This is a genomic window from Terribacillus saccharophilus, assembly GCF_000725365.1.
GTDB lineage: Bacteria > Bacillota > Bacilli > Bacillales > Amphibacillaceae > Terribacillus > Terribacillus saccharophilus.
Genome location: NZ_CP008876.1, coordinates 2,291,098 through 2,310,940 on the forward strand (window position 1 = coordinate 2,291,098; position 19,843 = coordinate 2,310,940).

Sequence of the window (19,843 nt, forward strand, 5' to 3'; positions counted from 1 at the left end):
TTTAAATAGTCGGAAAACAATTAAGATATGTAGGTAAAGTTTTCCTTAAAGGGTAGTATAGCGACTAGTCTGCTAGATTTACAATGGTACTTTGGAAGGAAGCAATTTGTATATACCCCGTAATGATGCGGTTTTTGTGAGATGTGTTCACATAATCCGACAAGGTTGGCAAAGAAGTTGGGAAACAATAGAGTGGAAAATAACGTAAACATATGGAAACTTGTAGAAGGGTGAGGAAAGTTGGGAAAGTGGGGACAATCAGAAAATATTACAATTACTAGAAAAATGAGCGAATAGACCTATCTATTAATCTTGTTTAATAGAAATATATTTACAATAAATGGAATAACGATATATATTGTAAATATTAAAGGAGGATAATTATGTGGATTAAACTTGGAATCATAGCTTTTATCATCGCAATTCTCCAGTTATTCACCCTGCAAGTTGTGGAACAATTCATCTTTATCTCAAAATCGCTATACCTTTACCCATTTAGCATTGCCGTTTTCGGAGGCTTTTGCTTTGTAATGTTGTACATTTTAAAAGGAGGAGGAAGCTGACATGCTTCCCCTTATTTAGGTATGCAGTATTTCTTCCGTGTAATCAGAAGCTTCAACTTCCGCATGCAGGTACAATTCAAATGTACCTTCTTGAAAGAATAACGGAAAGACAGTTCGGACTACATCCTGCATCGGCAGTTCCATTGCTTCGGACTTCTGGAACCATGATGGATTGCCTTCTCTGGAATCTGCCAGCAGTGTGCCAGTGAAAGAGTCCGTTACATAATAGAAGATCAGATAACGGACATTTTGTTCTTCATTCACATAATGCTGTACACCTTTATATTCCAAATTCCAAACGTCCAGTCCTGTCTCTTCCTTTACTTCGCGAATGGCACTTGCGGTGAGGCTCTCAGGGAAATCCACCTTCCCGCCAGGCGGGATGAAGCCGCTGAAATCATCATGCTGACGGTCCAGCAGAAGCACTTGATCTTCGTTATGAACCATCACCATATTATAGATTTTGTGCTCAACCATATCAGTATCCTGTCTCGACGGACGCATTCACGATATACATCAAATCGTTTTTATCCTGTTTATCCTCCAAATAGATTGCGCTGGAAGTCAGCATACCGCCGTCTATTACTTCTACTGTTACAGTACCGTAAGGAATACGGGCCTTCACTTGCTCTATATCCAGCTTGTCCTTATCTGCAGGAACAGCCAAACGGACATTAACCTTCATATTATGCAAATCGTTTTCTGGCAGTACACTCGTAATACCAGGCATGGAGTTTGTATGTATAGCATTGACTACTGAGCGTACCGCTGCTTTTGTGACGTCCTGACCGTGAACATCGACACCAAAGCCTGTTTGGATGAACATGATTTTTTCCATATAATCACTCCTAGTTTGTTCTGATATATTTACTGTATCATATTAAGATTAAAGAATTCTATCAGCTATATGGAAGATTTGGTAAACTGGTTGAGAGAAAGGGGGATGTGCTTGTGAACTATGTAGAGAATCTTCGGAAGTACGTCGGACATCAGCCTGTCATTTTAGTTGGAGCATTATGCCTTCTTTTAGATGAAAAGCAGCATATCCTATTACAGAAACGAGTTCATCCGCCCGAAACATGGGGCTTACCTGGGGGATTAATGGAACTTGGTGAGTCAGCTGAACAGACTGCTGCCAGGGAAGTCCTTGAAGAAACAGGACTGACAGTGGATGAATTGAAGCTGGTCGATGTGTATTCGGGTAAGGATAATTTTGCCGTCGCTGCTAATGGTGATGAATTTTATAATGTGACGATTGTTTACCAGACGAGTCAATTTTATGGAGAACTAATACTTGATGAAGCAGAATCTATGCAGCTGGCCTTTTTCCCTCTTGATGAACTGCCGGAAAAGATGGTCAGAAGCCACCGCCGATTTATAAAAGATTTCAGCGAAAAGGAGTAGCTAATCAGCTATTCCTTTCTACTATGATAGTTGCTACTCTAACTACTCATGGCATGGAGGATACCGTATATTCAATTAGCACAGAAACGAGTGCGAGCACGATGATAAATACGGTGGATATACCTAATATCCAATCACTTTTATCGAGTATTTTTTCGTGCTGGCGTCTCCATAAAATGAAAAATAAGACACCGAGTATCGCAGACCCTCCCCAAATGATAAAACCCGTTTTAGTGAAAAGCTGCTCCCATGCTGCCAGCCAAAATGCGAGTATACTAAGATGGACAGCACATAACGAGTAATTGGCTGTTCGCCTTAAAATCAACATGTTCATCACTCCTATAGCCCTATCCTAGCATGCGGAACGATTTTACTTATATAAAACTTCTTTATAGCCTGATCATAACTGGACTTGTTTAACACCTCTTGCGGTAGACTGACGCTCTGTCAGAGAGAAGGAAAGATCGACTGCTGTATAAGGCGTTTCCGTCAGCGCTGCGTACATACGGTGGAATGCTTCTGCGCCCATCTGCTTGAGCGGATTGCGAACATGAGTGAGTTCCATCAGTCCAGCTACATCGCTTTGATCGGACTCGAATCCAACTAATCCTAATTCGTCTGGAATACTGATTCCTTGTGCCCGTGCTTCGGCTGCCATGCCGGCTGCAACATAATCACTGGCATGGATCACCGCATCAGGCATATGGTTACCGTTTAAAAGTTTCTGCAGAGCCGTGCGTCCGTCATTGACAGTGAATGTCTCATCTAAAATCCATTCAGGATGAACGGGAAGATTATGTGTTTGCAATATATCCTCAAATGCCTTCTTCCGTTCCAGACTGTTTCGGCTTTCAGCTCTACCAATTGTACAGGCAATACGGTTATAGCCTTTTTCGATCAAATGCTCCAGCCCGAGCTGGAACCCTTCGTAATGATTCATATATATAGATTGGATCTTTGGATGCTGCAGGGGCTCACATGTCATAATCGGACCGTACTTTGTATAGGTGGCAACTTTCTCCCAATCTAATCCGCAGCGCAGGATGATTAATCCGTCAAGGCGCTTTTGACGCAGCATTTCCAATGCCTGCAATTCTTGATCGGCTTTCTCATTTGTTTGGTAAAGCAGTGTTTGGTAATGGCAGGTAGTACCAGCTTCGGCGATACCTTGAACAATTTGCATGAAATAATGGCTGATGGAAGGCGAAACGACACCGATGGTATTCGTTCTGCCTTTTTTCAGCTGCACTGCATTGCTGTTTTGAATGTAGTCGAGCTTATCAATGACTTGCTGAACTTTACGCCGAGTATCTTCATGGACGTGGGGATGGTGATTGAGGACACGTGAAACAGTGCTGCGGGAAACGCCAGCCATCTGTGCAATTTGCTTAATATTACTCATGTACATCACCTCATTAGAAATCGCTTTCTTACCTTTATTTTAGCGGAAAATGAACTTTTTGTAAGCTTTGGACTTCCTCTTTACAAATTCCTTACGAATTTGTTCTTGACCTGGGATGCATTCCAGCATTTAAGCTGTGGTTGTAGATCAAAAATGTAACCATATAGGAGGCACTAATCATGGGAAAATTGAAGATCGTTACAATCGGCGGAGGATCAAGTTACACACCGGAAATCGTTGAAGGGTTCATTAAACGCTATGATGAATTGCCAATTACAGAGCTTTGGCTCGTAGACGTAGAAGCAGGAAAAGAAAAGCTTGAAATTGTAGGAAATATGGCAAAACGTATGGTAGAAAAAGCAGGCCTGCCAATTGACGTGCATTTGACGTTGGATCGCCGGGAAGCTTTAAAGGATGCAGACTTTGTTACAACACAATTCCGTGTTGGACTATTGGATGCACGAGCGAAAGACGAAAGAATACCATTGAAATATAATGTAATTGGACAGGAAACAAACGGACCAGGCGGATTATTCAAAGGTCTTCGTACTATTCCGGTTATCTTAGATATTTGTAAAGACATGGAGGAGCTTTGCCCGAATGCTTGGCTCGTAAACTTCACAAACCCAGCTGGTATGGTAACAGAAGCAGTGCTTCGTTATTCCAATATTAAAAATGTAGTTGGCTTGTGTAACGTGCCAATCATGATGAAAATGCAAGTAGCAGAGCTGCTTGGTGCCGATGGAGATCGTGTGCACATCGACTTTGCTGGTCTGAATCACATGGTATTCGGCTTGAATGTATACTTGGACGGAGAAAATGTGACGGACACTGTCCTAGATAAAATGACAAGTGCCGATAAAAAAGAAATGACGATGAGAAATATCAAGAACCTCGACTGGGAACCTAACTTTATCAAAGGTTTGAAAGCTATCCCATGTCCATACCATCGTTACTACTACAAGACTTCACAAATGCTGGAAGCAGAGCTTGAGGAAGCAGATAACGAAGGTACGCGTGCCGAGGTCGTTCAAGGCGTGGAACGTGATTTGTTCGAGCTTTACAAAGACCCTAATTTGGCTCATAAGCCGGAGCAGTTGTCCAAGCGTGGCGGTGCGTACTACAGTGACGCGGCTTGCAGCCTGATCAATTCTATTTACAACGACAAACGCGATATCCAGACTGTAAACACAATCAATAATGGCGCTATCCAGAGCATCCCGAATGACTCTGCCATTGAGATCAATTGTGTCATCACAAAAGACGGTCCAAAACCAATCGGTATCGGTGATCTGCCAGTACCAGTGCGCGGACTAGTGCAGCAAATCAAATCATTCGAGCGTGTTGGAGCAGAAGCAGCTGTAACAGGTGATTACAATACTGCTTTGCTTGCGATGACAATCAACCCGCTTGTACCTTCGGATGAGATAGCGAAGAAGATAATGGATGAAATGTTGGAGGCTCATAAAGAGCATTTGCCAAAGTTCTTTAAAAAGATAGAAGCATAAAAAGATGACCCGTGCAGAGAGCACGGGTCTTTTTTACGTGGAATGCCTCGGTACAAGATATCCTTGCCATTGAAATAGTTTGGGTACATTAATGTTACCAGATAGCTGCATATCTAATTGTTCTGCAGTCTTTCGTGCCATGGCCTCTATCTCATTATCATAGGTGGTCAGCGGAGGATCGGTAATCTGAGAGATAGGATGGTTATCAAACCCAGTAACTGCACAATTTTCTGGCACAGCGATTTGATGCTGCTTGGCAGCATGCAGAATCCCAGCGGCAACGAAGTCACTTCCTGCAAATATGCCATCTATGAGCAATTGTTTATCATGAAATAAATAAGTACCCAAACGAATACCATCCTCAATTGATACCATTCCTTCTATGCGTTTCCCGCCTTCCTTTAGATTTCTCGCAGCTAAGGCATTTAGAAACCCTTTATATCTAGCTTCTTGGGATGGGGAAGTGTGGTCGAGGCAGAATAAGAGTCGCTTCTTACCTGTTTGCAGCATATGCATGGTCAATTTATAGGCGGCACTCTCTTCATCTAGACTGCATACAGTTGTGTCAATTTCATATTTCTCATTGCAAATAAGTATTGGACCGTTTTCTAGGCAACGGGCTAAAAGGTGAGCTTCCAGTGCGGATGAAGTTGCGATTATAGCGTCCAGTTCACGCTGTTTCAGCTTGGCGAATACATCCAGTTCACGTTTCTTATCACCGAATGTCTGAAAGATAACGGGTTTCCATCCTTTTGCTGTACAGGCATTCGATAATGATTGCACCAGTGCTGCGAAATAAGGATGATCGACTTGAGGTGTGAGAATACCTATGGCGGAGGTTTTTCGCTTACGAAATTGAACAGCCAAGCTATTCGGGGTGAATCCGGATTCCTCGATAGCAGAAAGTATCTCTTGCCGCTTCTGTTCAGATACATATGGATGCCCATTTAATACGCGAGAGACAGTACTTTTGGAAACACCGCATATCTTTGCAATGTCGTTTATAGTAGGCATTCAACCAGCTCCTTGGTCAGTGAATGTAGCTTTATCATAGCATACCTCTTTTCTTGTTGACCTGGGAACGTTCCCATCTCTTATGGTAGGAAGGGAGGTGGTTCCAATAATGATTGTGAAAAAATGCTTTGCTAGTACCGACAGCACAAAGGCACTTATTTGTTTTGATTTTGATGAGACTTATTTTCCTCATGCTTGCGAGAAAGGGCAGCTGGAGGATCTGCATGCTATGGAGCTTTATCTAAATCGGATTTCCAGGCAGCATCACGTGAAAATTGCATGGGTTACCGGAAGTGATTGTAATTCCCTGGCTGGAAAAATGGAGCGTGCACGTCTGACTTATATGCCCCATTTCATTGCAGCTAATCTGGGAACCGAACTGTACCAACTAACAGCTGGTGGAGAACTAAAGCAGATATACGATTGGAAAAAGCATTTACCTGTTCAAGAAGAATTCAATCAGCTTGTAGAGGATTTGATTCATATGCTCTCTTTGGATGGGATAGCATTACAGCCACAGACGATGCATGGGCAGAGCTCATACAAAAAGAACTATTATTACTTTCCTAATGAAGATGATTTGGCTGAGGTAATGCATCGTATAAGGCAGGCAGCCGCTGCAGCTAAGGTAGGATTGAATGTGAACGCATGCAATCCACTGGCAGGAGACCCAGACGGGGCATATGATGTGGATTTCATTCCGTTAAGGACTGGAAAACGAGCGGCCGTTCAGTTCTTGGCAAACCATTGCATGGTGGAGCCGTCGCAGATCTATGCTTTTGGAGACAGTGGAAATGACCTTGAAATGCTGCGATATGCAGGAAATGGTTTCCTTGTTGCTAATGCAACAGAGGAGGCGAAACAGAAGCATAGTCAGGTATGCGGAACACCTTACGCAGCCGGTATCCGGACGACGCTGCAACATTTCTTTATTTGATAAAAGTAGTAAACCTAGAAAAAACCGGTTAATTCTTTGCGTCCCAAAAGTTGAGGGTTACTTGGGACGCAGTTCATTTATTAACAGAACCGTTAATGTGCTGATTGGTCTTTTTGACCCTCTTTCATTGAATATATAGCACCCAGCTGACTAATAAATATAGCTAGGTAAAACCAATCAATATGTCCCTCTAGAACCAAATCATAAGGAAGCTGTGCTGTATTAAGATTCATACTATATGATGAAAATCAACCAAATCCTCATAATGAACTCCTCTGAACTAATTGGTATCCTTTATATAACTGTATTACCAAATAGAAAGAATAAAATTGTTTGTTTAGAGCAATCTTTTTTCATTTTTCCTCCCCATCCAAAAATTACAGCTACTATAACTGCCTCAAATCGGGTAATCTAAAGTAAGAACGTTTGTTCCCTTTGGAGGTGGAGAGAATGGATTACAGCGGATTTCAGCAGCATGAGGTATTGTGTGTGGATATGCGGAGCTTTTATGCAAGTGTGGAATGTGTGAAACGTGGCCTTGATCCGATGACAACACTGCTTGCAGTGGTCGGGGATACGAAGCGGCCAGGCAGTATCGTGCTTGCTGCAAGCCCAGCGTTGAAGAAGAAGCATGGTGTCAGCAATGTGAGCCGTTATTTTGAACTGCCGGAAGATCCGGAAATCGTCATTGCCGAAGCGCATATGAAGGATTACTTGGAGGTTTCGGTAGCAATTACCGAGCTTGTGCATGAGTATGTCCCGATGGAAGCGATCCATGTTTATTCAGTCGATGAATTTTGGGTAACACTTGATGGTACAGAAAAGCTGCACGGAAATGCGGAAGAGACGGCGGCCAAGCTGCAGGCAGATATCTTGGAGCAATTCGGTGTTACCGCAGCAATTGGAATCGGAGATAACAAGTTTCTGGCCAAGGTTGTGATGGATATTCATGCAAAGAAGCAGACCTCTGGTATTGCCGTTTGTCATTATCAGGATGTGCCGCGTTTATTGTGGCCAGTTCCGATACAGGATATTTGGGGGATTGGCCGACGCATGCAGCGTAATTTGAACCGAATGGGTATTGTTACGCTTGGGCATCTGGCTCACACTTCCTTGGAACAACTCAAGAAACGGTATGGTGTGATGGGTGAGCAATTATACTGGCATGCGTGGGGAATTGATGAGAGTGAGGTGCTCGGTGATTTCGTCAAGCAGGAGCAGAAAAGCTACGGACACGGCATCACACTGCTGCGCAATTATCGGGGAGAAGAAATCCCGACCATTATTCTAGAGCTGTGTGAGGAGGCCTGCAGACGGGCAAGACGAGATAGGAAGGAAGGCAATACAGTCCATTTGGCCGTTGGGTATGCCAGTCAGCATGGAGGCGGATTCAGCCGGTCCCGTTCCTTTACGAGCCCTTCGAATCTGACGACGGATATGTATAAGCTTTGCCTTGAACTATTTCATGAGCACTACCAAAAAGGCCACGAAGTCAGACGGGTGTCTGTCTCCCTGACCAATTTATACGAGGAAGAAGCAACGCAGCTCAGCTTGTTTGAGGACAAAAGCAAGCAGAAGGATCTCAGTCGGACGATGGATCAGATCCGGGCGCGCTTTGGTACGACCGCCATTCTGCGTGCCAGCAGCCATACAGCTGCCGGAATGACAATTGAACGCAGTACGAAAATCGGAGGCCATCAAGCCTGACTTATGCTGCTGCCGTCTGTTTGAACAGCCGGCGCAGCTTTGGTACATACATGATAAGAAAGACGGACCGCCCAAGACTGAAAAGGAGGAAAGCGATCCAGAGTCCATGATTGCCGAGCGGCTGCAGCGCATAAAGTGCAGCTAAGTAAAGCAGGACAGCAAGGATCATGGAGTTACGGACAAAGCGTACTTCCGTCACACCGGTGAAAACACCATAGTATACAAGGCCAAGGCTAGCGACAATCGGAAACAGAACAAGCCAGTTGGCATAGGAGCCAGTTAGCTCGATAATATGCTGCTGATCAGAGAACAACGGATAAATCCACCTCTGGGCAGCAAGGAACAGAAGTGCAAGTATCACCCCGATACCAAGCCCCCACTGCAGTGATAGACGCAGAGACTGCGAAAAAAGTTTCTCATTGCGTTCTCCAAGCGCCCGACCAGCTACAATACTGGATGCATTAGCAAAGCCATCAAAGAAATAAGCCATCATATAGTGAATCTGGATCAGAATGGCATTGGCTGCCAGCATATCTTCCCCAAACGCAGCGCCCTTTGCTGTAAATAAGTTAAATACAACAAGCAAGCATATCGTCCGGATGAATAAATCGCGATTTACCTTCATCATCCGCCACATCGGTTTAGGGTCGACGGCGCGTCGTAAAACCTGTAGAAATGGGTGCTGCCAGATGCTGCCGGCATATTTCCGCAGCAGGACTATGCCGAATACACAAGAGAATATCTCAGCAATCAGTGTAGAAGCACCTACACCAGCCACGCCCAAATCCCACACATGAACGGAAAGAATACAAAGAATGATATTCAGTACGTTCGTGCTTATCTGAAGAACAAGCGTTGCTTTGATATAGGACATGCCAATCAGCCAGCCAAGAATGACATAGTTGGCAAGTGCAAATGGCGCACCCCAAATCCGGATTGAAAAGTAAGCCGAAGCACTGTTATTCACTGCATCACTTGCTCCTAAGAAGGAGAGGGAATAGTGCAAAATCGGCTGCTGTATGAGAACGAATAGCAGGCCGACAATAAAAGCGACCAGGAAAGGACGCATTAGTGCCATTACATGTTCATCTTTATCAAGACTTGCAGATGCTTGAGCAGCGAACCCGGAGGTGCTCACCCGAAGAAATCCGAAAAGCCAGTACATCGTATTAAATATGATCGTACCGATGGCGACTCCGCCAATAAAAGAAGCATTAGAAAGCTGGCCGACAACCGCTGTATCAACAACACCAAGAAGCGGCGTTGTAATCGTCGATAAAGTCAGCGGAAGAGCCAGCGCTAAATATTGTTTATGCTGCATACACTCACCTTAATAGTAGTAATTACGATATAATATACCGCACATATTCGCAGAAGTAAACGCTATTTGTTTCCGAACATAAAGGTCATCGTATTAACGCGCATATTAAGTATTAATCCGAGAGAAGCGAGTGTAATCACGAGTGCACTGCCTCCGTAGCTAATAAGCGGCAATCCCAGTCCAGTAACGGGCATTAATCCAATACTCATACCGACATTTTGGAATATCTGAAAGGTCAGGAAACCAGCAATTCCTGCGCCAATCAAGGTACCAAAGGAATCATGATAGCGCTGAGAAATCATGACGATTTTATAGATGAGCATAAAGTACAACAGCAAGACGATACTTGTTCCGACGAAGCCGAAAACACCGCCTATGACGGCAAATATCAAGTCTGAATAGGCATATGGTACATGCGGCATATGCTCATAGCCGCTCACATTACCAGATCCAATCGCCATGATCGATTGATTCAGCTGATAGCCGGAAATAGTATACTTCTCTGGCTGCAGCCAGCCATAAAATCGGCTTGCCTGATAGCTTGGCAGCATACCGAGTATCCGATCTAGGAAGAAGTCAGTTGCAACGAAGTATGTAATTGTTAATGCAAGAATGATCGTTAATGGAACAGAGAAGATGAGCAGTATCGTTTTTATTCGGACACGGGAAACAAGCAGCATTGCCCCGTATATAGCAAGGTATACCATCGCGTTACCGAAGTCCGGAAATTGCATCACGACAGCAACAGGGATTAAAGTGATAACTGTCAGTTTGCCGACAAGCAGCATTTCCTCTTTTAGTGTAGGAGAGCTATCCGTCCCTTTACTAATAACTTGTGCCAGATATAAGATCAATCCGATTTTCATCGATTCTGCAGGCTGGAATGAAAACCCGCCGATTGTGTACCAGCCGTATGCATTGTTGATTTCCTTGGAGATGCTGGAAGGTGCAATTAAGATACCTACTAACAACAACAGGAAAAACAAATAAACAAAGAGAGACAATCGCTTCAGTATATCGAGATCAAGAAAATAAGACACGACAAAACAGCCACCTAAACCAATCACATACCAAACGACTTGCTGCAGGACAAAATATTCCCCTTGCAGCAGCTGTACTTGATATAAACTGACTAGGCTTGCCAGTCCGAGCAGTATGATAAGTGCGAAATAGATATAATCGAATTTTTCTAGATATGTTTGCAGTTTTTGCATGCTTGTCACCATTTCATCATAAGTATAAGCTACTATTCTATCGTAACAGAAATTTCCAATTAAAAAAGCCGTATTCTCGAGAAATACGGCTTTTTCCTATTAATGATGGTGGTGACTTCCACTATCATTCTGTTTTTTCTGTTCTTGTTCCTGTTCTATCTTTTCTATCTCTTCTTGAGTTAATTCACCGACGCGAATTTGCTTTGTCGGCATCAAATGGATATTATCGACCTTCACATCTGCTTTTACAAAATATACACCATCTGATGGGAAGGTATATTCTAGATGATACGTTCCATCTGCATCCAGTGCTGCTGGAATTTCTTCTGCATCTGCTTTGTTCTCATCTTTCCATACAAGGAAGTTAACAGTAGCTTCCTGTTCAAGTGCTTTTCCATCTTGTGATAGTTTCACATCAATTACCGGAGCAGAATCAGCTTCGATGGACTCAGGAGCTTCGATGTTCACATTCACTTCTTCCCGTTGGGCATATTGATCCGCCGCTTCAGGGTCCGCCGAGCATGCAGCAAGGAGGAAGAACGTCAGTAACAATGGTGAAAATTTAATAAGTCGCATTTGTTTTCCCCCCTTTCTTAAGCATTGAAGAACCTCTTCAGTGCAGGCACCCGCGGAATGACGAATCGGTCAAACAGCCATACGAGTATAATCGAAATTCCGACAAGCGGGAAGATAATGCCAAGTATGATTATCAGTACAATAACACCCTTCATGACTTTGTCGGATGGCGCTTTCGGTGAGCCCAGCTTTCCTTCTGGTTTCCGGGAGAGCCATAGGATAAAGCCGCTCACAGCAATACCGATAATGCCAATCAAGACAAGCAATCCGATAATCTGATTCCAGATACCGAATTCTGTTCCTTTATGAATGGTAATACCATAAGCAATTACCTTTCCAAGTGTATGATAATTATCATAGCGGTAATCTGCCAAAACAGCACCAGTATACTGATCAATATGCATCGTCACTTCATCACGAGCATTCGGCGGGAAAGCAGATAAAGTGAATACACCATCCTGTGTTTGCGGAATCATAATATTATAGCCAGGTTTTACACCTTCTTCATCAGCTATCGACACAACATCATCGACGGAAAGCTGTGTATATTGCTGATTTGTAGAAATAGGGACTGGTAGATTCTCCGCTGACCAAGGCACATCTGCGATTTCCTTTGTTTTCACGTCGGAAGCAGGAGCATCACCAACCCACACAGAAGGCGGATAGCCGACGCCTGCATTTGTAGTAATCGTTTGGAAATTGTTTCCCCATAATCCTGACCAAGGCAATCCTGTAAGAATCAGAAACAGCAGACCTAACGAAATCCAGAATGCAGGTACCACATGCAAGTCACGTGCCCGCAGTTTTTTCCCTTTGTTCAGGCGGGGAATAAGGACTCCAAAGATTTTCGATTTTCCTTTCATTTTAGGCCAGCCCAAGTAAACGCCAGTAATGATTAAGATCAGCGCCCAGCAAGCAGCCCACTCGACAACGCGATCCCCGAAGGTGCCCATCAGCAGCTCACCATGGATTTTTTCAAAAACGTTGACGAGCTTGAAGGAGTCTTCTAATTTACCGAGTATGACATTTTCATAAGGGTCAACATAAACGGTATAAGCTTTACCGTTTTCTGTAATACCAACCTCTGCTGAACGGTCCGGACTGTCACTTGGACGGTAAGACGTCACTGCTGCATTCGGGTTCACAGCTTCCACTGTATTAATTTGCTCAGATGGAGTTGTGATAGTAGTTTGCGGAGTAACTTCATAATAGTCTTTGTAAAGAGATGCTTCGATTTGAGGTTTAAATAGGTAAACGCCGCCTGTGATAGCCAAAATAATGAGAAACGGCATGATAATAAGACCTGCATAGAAATGCCAGCGCCAGACAGACTGATAAAGTGACCGACGCTTTAGTTGTTTCTTCTTCGACACCGACGGCTCTTTTTGTGCCTCCATATAGGACAACTCCTTTTCTTCTATAGTAAAAGTAATAATAGGCGAAGTAGTACAAGCCTAAGCTTAGGACAAATTTCACATCCTTACAAGTAGGGAAATGAAGGATATTATGACCATTCCTTGAACGTGATGGATAATAATTTATGAAGCGTTTACAATACTTAGCTCATGGGGATGAAACGTTGATGGGACGGGCTTTGGTGTCGTGACATTCCTTGACATGGTGTCCTATAGTGTTAGCATAGATAACTGTTAACAAGGAACGAAATACTTTCTCAAAAGGAGCGATTAGGTATCTTAACTAACAAACGGATTTTGTATGTCGGAGCAGGATCGATGGCAGAAGGAATGATTGCTGGGATGGATGGGTCAGATAGCATGCATCACGAGCAGATATACGTGACGAATCGAACAAATTCGGAGCGTCTCTATGAGCTGCAGGAGCGCTATGCTATTACCGGAATTCCTCAGGCTGAGGTGGATTGGAGCAGTATGGATATTATCATACTCGCGATGAAACCGAAGGATCTAACTGCTTCATTAATCGATCTGCAAGATAAGGTTCAAGAAGGACAGCTGATTATATCGGTAGCTGCAGGCATCCAGAATGAACAAATCGAGCATTATCTGCCAGAGAACCAACCCGTTGTTCGTATTATGCCTAACACTTCCAGTACCATAGGTGAATCGGCTACGGCTATTGCACCTGGAACACATGTATCCGTCGAACAGCTTACACTTGTCACAGAGCTGGTAAAGACATTTGGTGAGGCTTTTGTCATTGCGGAGGAACAGATGGATGTCTTCACAGGAATGGCTGGTAGCGGACCTGCCTATTTCTATAAGCTGATGGAGCATTTCGAGGAAACAGGTGTAGCTGCAGGCTTTGACCGAGATACAGCAAGAAAGATTGGAACGCAAACTATGCTTGGAGCAGCCAGAATGCTAGTGGAAACAGAAGAAGAGCCGGCTATTCTGCGGAAGAAAGTAACCTCTCCGAATGGAACAACTGCAGCCGGACTTGAAGCACTTAATGATGCTGGAGCGGGAGAAGCGATGACAAAAGCGATTCTTTCTGCAGCGGAACGATCCAATGAAATCAGTGAAGAGCTTAAAAAACAGCTTTTGACACGCTAATGCATGATAGTGAAAAAATGAAAACTGGAGGACGTTATTATTTCTATTCAAGCAACAAAACCGAAACGTATTGTCGTCAAGATCGGAAGCAGTTCATTGACCAGCCTGCATGGAGAAATCAGCCGTAAGAAGCTGGAGAAACTAGTGGAGCAGCTCGTGAAGCTGAAAGACAATGGCTATGAGGTATTGCTTGTATCTTCGGGAGCTGTGGCAGCCGGCTATCGCAAGCTCGGTTTCCTGGAAAGACCGAAGTCACTGCCGGAAAAACAAGCCGCTGCATCTATTGGGCAGGGTCTGCTGATGGAAGCCTATTCGGACTTGTTCCTGTCGCATGGCTATGTAGCATCGCAGATTTTAATTACACGTGGCGACTTCTCGGACGAAACCCGCTATAATAATGTTAGAAATACAATAAATGTATTAGTTGATCGCGGCATCATTCCGATCATAAACGAAAACGATACAGTGACAGTCGACAGACTGCGCTTTGGAGATAATGACACACTTTCAGCAAAGGTAGCCGGATTGGTCGGTGCAGATTTTCTGGCAGTCCTTTCTGATATTGATGGTTTGTATACTGATAACCCAGTCAAAAATCCGGAAGCAACACGCATCGAGTTGGTAAAAGCCATCACACCAGAAATAGAGGCGGCTGCAGGTGATGCAGGAAGTGCAGTCGGAACCGGCGGCATGAAGTCCAAGCTGGATGCATTCAAGATTGCGATGGCATCTGGTATTAAAGGTTTTCTAGGCAATGCAACAGCAGAGGATATTATCTATCATTCTGTGTTGGGTGAAGCAGAAGGAACTTATTTCGAAGCGGATCAAGATATGGATTATTTGAATCGCAAGAAGCAGTGGATTGCGTTCAATTCAGGACCCGTAGGTGAAATCATCTTGAAGAGAGCTGAACAGACACCAGATTCCGTTGAATTTCAGAATATCAGCACCATCAAGGGCAATTTCAAAAAAGGCGACGTTGTGCGCATTCTGGACGAAACAGGCGCTCGGATCGGTTTAGGCATCGTGAATCAAGCTGCGTCCGACCTTTGGCAGGCTTTGGCGAGTCCGGTAAGGAATATAGAAGAGACGATAGTCGATCAGGAAGCATTTGTTTGCGAACTGGAGCACACCGTACCTATTCAATGACAGAAGGAGGAACATCATGGAGCATATAAAAGAAGTAGTAACAGTAGAAGAGCAAGCAATTGCAGCAAAAGCAGCGGCTAAGAAGCTTGCACTCCTGACAACAGCGGAAAAAAATGAGGCACTGCTTGCAGTCGCAGCGTATTTAGAAAAGGAATATGAAGTTATTCTGACTGCGAACGATAAAGATATGCAAGCGGGTGAAGAAAAAGGCTTTGATGCTGCTTTTCTTGATCGTTTGAAGCTCACTCGCGAACGTATTGAGGATTTTGCAAATGGTTTGAAGGAAGTAGTTGAACTTGATGATCCAACTGATCATGTGGTCAGCGAATGGACACTGGAAAACGGCTTGCATGTTAGCCGTATCACGGTGCCATTAGGCGTCATCGGTATGATTTATGAAGCTCGTCCTAACGTAACAGCAGATGCGACCGGTTTGGCACTTAAGTCGGGCAATGCAATCGTTCTGAAAGGCGGATCATCTGCTATTCATACAAATACAGCAATCGTAGAGGTCATCAAAAAAGCCCTTCAGCAGACAAAAGTTCCAGCTGAGGCTGTGCAGCTTATCCAATCGACTGATCGGAAGGAGACGGCGAAGCTCTTTACGATGAAGGAGCACATCGACGTTCTTATTCCTCGCGGCGGTGCATCACTCATCCAAGCTGTGATTGATTCTGCAACTGTTCCTGTTTTGGAAACTGGTGTAGGAAACTGCCATATGTACGTGGATAATACTGCACAAGTTGATATGGCAATCTCGACATTTTTGAACGCCAAGACAGATCGTCCGGCAGTATGTAACGCATTGGAGACATTAATTGTTCAGCGGGAATGGCTGGAGACAAATAAAGATGCACTAGTACAAGCATTACGTGAAAATGGTATTCAAACACATGGAGATGACATTGCGGTTCAGCTTTTACCTGATTGTAAACCTGCTGTAGAAGCGGACTGGGCTAATGAATATCTAAGCCTGGACGTTGCAGTGCGTGTCGTTGATTCCGTAGAAGAAGCAATTGACCACATCGACCGTTATGGTACAAAGCATTCAGAGGCAATCATTTCTGAAGATGACGAAGCAGTAAACAAATTCATGAAGGCGGTCGACGCAGCAGCAATTTACCATAATGCATCGACACGTTTTACAGATGGTCATGCTCTTGGATTCGGAGCTGAGATCGGTATTTCAACACAGAAACTTCATGCTCGCGGACCTATGGGGTTACCTGCGTTAACAACGTATAAGTACGTTATGAAAGGCAATGGCCAAACAAGATAACAGAAAGCTCATCCTGATGGATGGGCTTTTTTTGTTACTGATATGAGACAGAATAGATTCGTATTTATCAAGGTTGCAGCTTGAGTTTTCTGCAGCCTATTCAGTTTTTCTATACAGCTAATTTCCATTTTTTTATTGCATAAAATCCCTGTTTTGTTATAGTTGATTATGATAATCATTATCAATTAGAAGATTGCTTTAGTCCTGATCACGCTAAAGTACGAAAAGGAGAAGAGCAAAATGAAGTGGAAAACAGTGAGTGGTATTGGTCTTGCAGCAGCCTTGAGCTTTTCTTTGGCAGCTTGCGGAAATAGCGAGGATACAGCATCTGGTGAATCTTCAGATAAGAAGGAACAGCAGATTACATATTTGGATAAGGAATACACACTTCCAAAAGAGACGGATACAATCGTGGCAGCAAGTCTTGAGTCAATGGAGGATGCAGCTGCATTGGGAGTGAAGCCTGCGGGGGCATTATCTGTTGGTGGTGAAACTCCTGCATATTTAGAAGAGGATTTATCAGGGGTGGAATTGATCGGCGAGAAAATGCAGCCAAATTATGAAACAATTCTCTCGCTGGAACCAGATGTGATTCTAGGATCCTCTAAGTTTCCTGAGGATGTAAGCAAATCACTGAATGACATAGCTGCGACTATTCCATACTCCCATATTTCAGAGAACTGGGAAGCGAATTTGGAGCTGCTCGGTTCTTTGACAGGTAAAGAGGACGAAGCAGAACAGATCATTTCAGGTTATGAACTGGATTCGGAAGAAGCTAAAACGGAACTTGGTGAAAAGCTTGAGGACAAGCAGGTGTTAGTAGTCAGAATCCGGGCAGGCAGTTTGTACGTGTATCCACAAAATGTATATTTGAATCCGGTATTATACGGAGATCTAGGCTTGCAGGTACCTGACGTTATCAACGAAGCAGAAGCACAGGCAGAAATTTCCTTGGAGAAGCTGGCAGAAGTAAATCCAGATTACCTGTTCCTTCAATTTGAAACAACTGAAAATCCTGAAAATGCTAGTGCTTTGGAAGACCTGCAAAATAACGACATATTCAAGTCTACTAATGCAGCTAAGGAAGATCATGTATTCGTGAATGCTATTGATCCATTGGCACAGGGCGGAACGGCATGGAGTAAGACAGAATTCCTGAAAGCAGCAACTGAAAAGCTGGCTGAATAAGCAATGTATGGCACGAGGAATAGAATTGCTTGGATAGTGCTGCTTACTGCTCCTTTGACAGGAGTGATTGTTGTATTGATTTCAGTCTTGTATGGCGTGAAGGATATGCCAGTCAGTACGATTTGGGATGCGATTTTTCATTATGACTCTGCCAATGTAGACCATACCATCTTGCTGACTGCGAGACTGCCAAGAGCTTTGGCGGCCTTGCTGGTAGGTGCGTTCCTAGCTATAGCTGGGTCAATTATGCAGGGAATCACACGTAATTATCTCGCCTCTCCATCTATCATGGGGGTCAATGATGGTTCTGCACTAGTAATTACATTGTGCATGGTGCTTGCTCCCGGTCTATCTGGTCATATGATGATTCTTTACTCCATGGCAGGTTCTGCAGTCGGTGCCGGTATTGTGTTCGGCTTCGCGTCACTGTTGAAAAATGGGATGGCGCCTGTTCAATTGGCTATTATCGGGACAGTCATCGGAACCTTCCTCAGCGGTTGTGCAGCGGCTTTCGCCTCCTATTATCAGGTGTCACAGCACGTAAGCATTTGGTATAACGCGAGAATGGACAGTGTGGATGTCCATATGCTGAAATTGGCTGTGCCGATTGGCCTGATTGGTTTAATTCTGGCTATGTCCGTTTCTAAGTCAGTTACAGTCATGGCGCTAGGTGAGGAAGTTGCTGCGGGTCTTGGGCAAAAGACAGTTTATATTAAACTAATCAGTATGCTCAGTGTTGTCTGTCTGACTGGTACGGCTGTCGCCCTTGTCGGAAAGATAGCTTTTGTCGGACTTGTTGTCCCGCATATCACCCGGTTTCTAATCGGGGTTGATTACCGTCTGCTCATTCCTTGCTCTGCAGTGATTGGCGGAATCTTCCTTTGCTTATCAGATGTGGTCAGCCGCTTTATCAACACACCGTTCGAAACTCCAATTGGCGTTGTGACAGCTTTTATTGGTGTTCCATTCTTCCTGTATCTCATTTGGAGAAAGGGAGGAAAGCAATATGCGGCTTAGAATCGGTTCCAAATTAATTCTAAGTGGATTGATTATTAGCTTGCTGCTGTTGCTTTCTATCTACCTGCATTTAACGAATGGCAGCTATACCATGACTGTGGGAGACATTGCCCGAACATTATTTGGATTAAATGATGGTCGCAAGCTTGAACTGGTCATCTTTCAGTTTCGCCTGCCTCGGATTGTAATCGGAGCATTGGTAGGTGCAGGCTTGGGCATAGCTGGAGCAGTTATGCAGGGAGTCACGCGCAATGGACTAGCCGATCCAGGAATACTCGGCATCAATGCTGGTGCTGGAACCGCCATTGTTATATATATCTTCTTTTTCCAGGGGATGATTCAATCCGAGTCGATTGGCGGTTGGCTGGCCGTCTTGATGATGCCGATATTCGGCTTCATTGGTGGTCTGCTGGTGGCGTTGCTCATTTTTGCTTTCTCCTGGCGGCAGGGTACACTTGATATGCAACGACTAATCCTGACGGGTATTGCCCTTGGAACAGGATTTGGAGCGTTGTCACTGTACATATCGTTGAAAATGAATGCAAATGATTTTGAAATGGCCACTGTATGGACGACAGGCAGCATTTATAATGCGAATTGGATTTATATCTATGCGATGCTGCCATGGATCATCATCCTTGGTGCCTTGCTTTACCGGAAATCTTATCTGCTCAATTATTTTCAGTTAAGCGATGACTCCATTCGGAGCTTAGGTATCCGAAATGAACGCGAAAAGGCGATACTGCTGCTGGCAAGTATTGGTCTAGTGAGTGCCTGCGTGTCTGTTTCTGGAGGGATTGCGTTTGTAGGCTTGATTGCACCACATATTAGCAGGCGTCTTGTCGGAAATGATTACCGCTATAACATGCCAATCAGTGCATTAACCGGCATGGTACTGCTCGTCTTTTCAGATTATATTGCTAAAACTGTTTTTGCTCCGGCAGAACTGGCGGTAGGTATTGTTGTATCAATAATAGGTGTACCTTATTTCTTGTACTTACTGGTAAAAGCAAATAGAGGAGGTTGACAT

The 19,843-nt window shown here is 44.1% G+C and carries 20 protein-coding genes; 11 read left to right on the top strand and 9 right to left on the bottom strand.

Annotated elements, in window-relative coordinates:
• The first annotated feature begins 383 nt into the window (after positions 1-383).
• Positions 384-563 carry a hypothetical protein gene (locus tag GZ22_RS11585; protein ID WP_038562674.1) on the top strand — a complete coding sequence of 60 codons (180 nt, stop codon included), beginning with the start codon at positions 384-386 and terminating at the stop codon, positions 561-563.
• Positions 564-578: 15 nt separating this feature from the next.
• Here GZ22_RS11585 and GZ22_RS11590 read toward each other — a convergent pair whose 3' ends face one another.
• Together GZ22_RS11590 and GZ22_RS11595 are read right to left on the bottom strand one after the other, a co-directional pair.
• Positions 579-1,040: an 8-oxo-dGTP diphosphatase gene (locus GZ22_RS11590; RefSeq protein ID WP_038562675.1), complete on the bottom strand. Its 462-nt coding sequence runs from the start codon at positions 1,038-1,040 to the stop codon at positions 579-581.
• A gap of 1 nt (position 1,041) precedes the next feature.
• Positions 1,042-1,401 (bottom strand): Lin0512 family protein, encoded by a 360-nt coding sequence (locus tag GZ22_RS11595; protein WP_038562677.1) that lies wholly within the window; start codon positions 1,399-1,401, stop codon positions 1,042-1,044.
• A gap of 113 nt (positions 1,402-1,514) precedes the next feature.
• Between GZ22_RS11595 and GZ22_RS11600 the strand changes: the two genes are divergently transcribed.
• The gene (locus tag GZ22_RS11600) at positions 1,515-1,967 is read left to right on the top strand and encodes an NUDIX hydrolase (protein WP_038562678.1); all 453 of its coding nucleotides are present in this window, start codon (positions 1,515-1,517) and stop codon (positions 1,965-1,967) included.
• Positions 1,968-2,013: 46 nt separating this feature from the next.
• Here the strand turns inward: GZ22_RS11600 and GZ22_RS11605 are convergent, their stop codons facing one another.
• Positions 2,014-2,295 (bottom strand): hypothetical protein, encoded by a 282-nt coding sequence (locus tag GZ22_RS11605; protein WP_051748223.1) that lies wholly within the window; start codon positions 2,293-2,295, stop codon positions 2,014-2,016.
• 72 nt (positions 2,296-2,367) lie between these two features.
• Positions 2,368-3,369: a LacI family DNA-binding transcriptional regulator gene (locus GZ22_RS11610; protein WP_038562680.1), complete on the bottom strand. Its 1,002-nt coding sequence runs from the start codon at positions 3,367-3,369 to the stop codon at positions 2,368-2,370.
• A 179-nt stretch (positions 3,370-3,548) separates the two neighbouring features.
• On the opposite strand from GZ22_RS11610, the gene GZ22_RS11615 reads away from it, so the two are divergent.
• The gene (locus tag GZ22_RS11615; protein WP_038562681.1) at positions 3,549-4,877 is read left to right on the top strand and encodes a 6-phospho-beta-glucosidase; all 1,329 of its coding nucleotides are present in this window, start codon (positions 3,549-3,551) and stop codon (positions 4,875-4,877) included.
• Positions 4,878-4,910: 33 nt separating this feature from the next.
• Here GZ22_RS11615 and GZ22_RS11620 read toward each other — a convergent pair whose 3' ends face one another.
• A complete protein-coding gene (locus GZ22_RS11620; protein ID WP_038562683.1) occupies positions 4,911-5,891 on the bottom strand; it encodes a LacI family DNA-binding transcriptional regulator in 981 nt (326 codons plus the stop codon).
• Between the two features lie 109 nt (positions 5,892-6,000).
• Between GZ22_RS11620 and GZ22_RS11625 the strand changes: the two genes are divergently transcribed.
• The gene (locus tag GZ22_RS11625; protein WP_051748225.1) at positions 6,001-6,828 is read left to right on the top strand and encodes an HAD-IIB family hydrolase; all 828 of its coding nucleotides are present in this window, start codon (positions 6,001-6,003) and stop codon (positions 6,826-6,828) included.
• A 450-nt stretch (positions 6,829-7,278) separates the two neighbouring features.
• Positions 7,279-8,535: a DNA polymerase IV gene (locus GZ22_RS11630; protein ID WP_038562684.1), complete on the top strand. Its 1,257-nt coding sequence runs from the start codon at positions 7,279-7,281 to the stop codon at positions 8,533-8,535.
• 1 nt (position 8,536) lies between these two features.
• On the opposite strand, the gene GZ22_RS11635 is transcribed toward GZ22_RS11630, so the two are convergent.
• From GZ22_RS11635 to GZ22_RS11650, 4 genes are all read right to left on the bottom strand, one after another.
• Complete coding sequence (locus GZ22_RS11635; RefSeq protein ID WP_038562686.1) at positions 8,537-9,856, bottom strand: MATE family efflux transporter; 1,320 nt, start codon at positions 9,854-9,856, stop codon at positions 8,537-8,539.
• Positions 9,857-9,918: 62 nt separating this feature from the next.
• Positions 9,919-11,070, bottom strand: a complete 1,152-nt coding sequence (locus tag GZ22_RS11640) for an FtsW/RodA/SpoVE family cell cycle protein (RefSeq protein WP_038562687.1) — start codon at positions 11,068-11,070, stop codon at positions 9,919-9,921.
• Positions 11,071-11,169: 99 nt separating this feature from the next.
• Positions 11,170-11,646: a FixH family protein gene (locus GZ22_RS18040; RefSeq protein WP_051748227.1), complete on the bottom strand. Its 477-nt coding sequence runs from the start codon at positions 11,644-11,646 to the stop codon at positions 11,170-11,172.
• Positions 11,647-11,663: 17 nt separating this feature from the next.
• Positions 11,664-13,043: a PepSY-associated TM helix domain-containing protein gene (locus tag GZ22_RS11650; RefSeq protein ID WP_038562688.1), complete on the bottom strand. Its 1,380-nt coding sequence runs from the start codon at positions 13,041-13,043 to the stop codon at positions 11,664-11,666.
• Between the two features lie 267 nt (positions 13,044-13,310).
• Between GZ22_RS11650 and proC the strand changes: the two genes are divergently transcribed.
• The 6 genes from proC to GZ22_RS11680 all read left to right on the top strand — a co-directional run bounded on the left by proC (position 13,311) and on the right by GZ22_RS11680 (position 19,840).
• Entirely contained in the window at positions 13,311-14,180 is an 870-nt protein-coding gene (gene proC / locus GZ22_RS11655; protein ID WP_425427807.1) for a pyrroline-5-carboxylate reductase, read from the top strand.
• A 45-nt stretch (positions 14,181-14,225) separates the two neighbouring features.
• On the top strand, positions 14,226-15,329 hold the full coding sequence (gene proB / locus GZ22_RS11660) for a glutamate 5-kinase (protein ID WP_038562692.1): 1,104 nt from the start codon (positions 14,226-14,228) through the stop codon (positions 15,327-15,329).
• Between the two features lie 16 nt (positions 15,330-15,345).
• Complete coding sequence (locus GZ22_RS11665) at positions 15,346-16,608, top strand: glutamate-5-semialdehyde dehydrogenase (protein ID WP_038562695.1); 1,263 nt, start codon at positions 15,346-15,348, stop codon at positions 16,606-16,608.
• A gap of 240 nt (positions 16,609-16,848) precedes the next feature.
• On the top strand, positions 16,849-17,796 hold the full coding sequence (locus tag GZ22_RS11670) for an iron-hydroxamate ABC transporter substrate-binding protein (RefSeq protein WP_038562696.1): 948 nt from the start codon (positions 16,849-16,851) through the stop codon (positions 17,794-17,796).
• A gap of 3 nt (positions 17,797-17,799) precedes the next feature.
• A complete protein-coding gene (locus tag GZ22_RS11675) occupies positions 17,800-18,813 on the top strand; it encodes a FecCD family ABC transporter permease (RefSeq protein WP_038562698.1) in 1,014 nt (337 codons plus the stop codon).
• Positions 18,803-19,840, top strand: a complete 1,038-nt coding sequence (locus GZ22_RS11680; protein ID WP_038562700.1) for a FecCD family ABC transporter permease — start codon at positions 18,803-18,805, stop codon at positions 19,838-19,840. Before GZ22_RS11675 ends, GZ22_RS11680 begins: the two co-directional genes overlap by 11 nt.
• Positions 19,841-19,843: the final 3 nt, after the last annotated feature.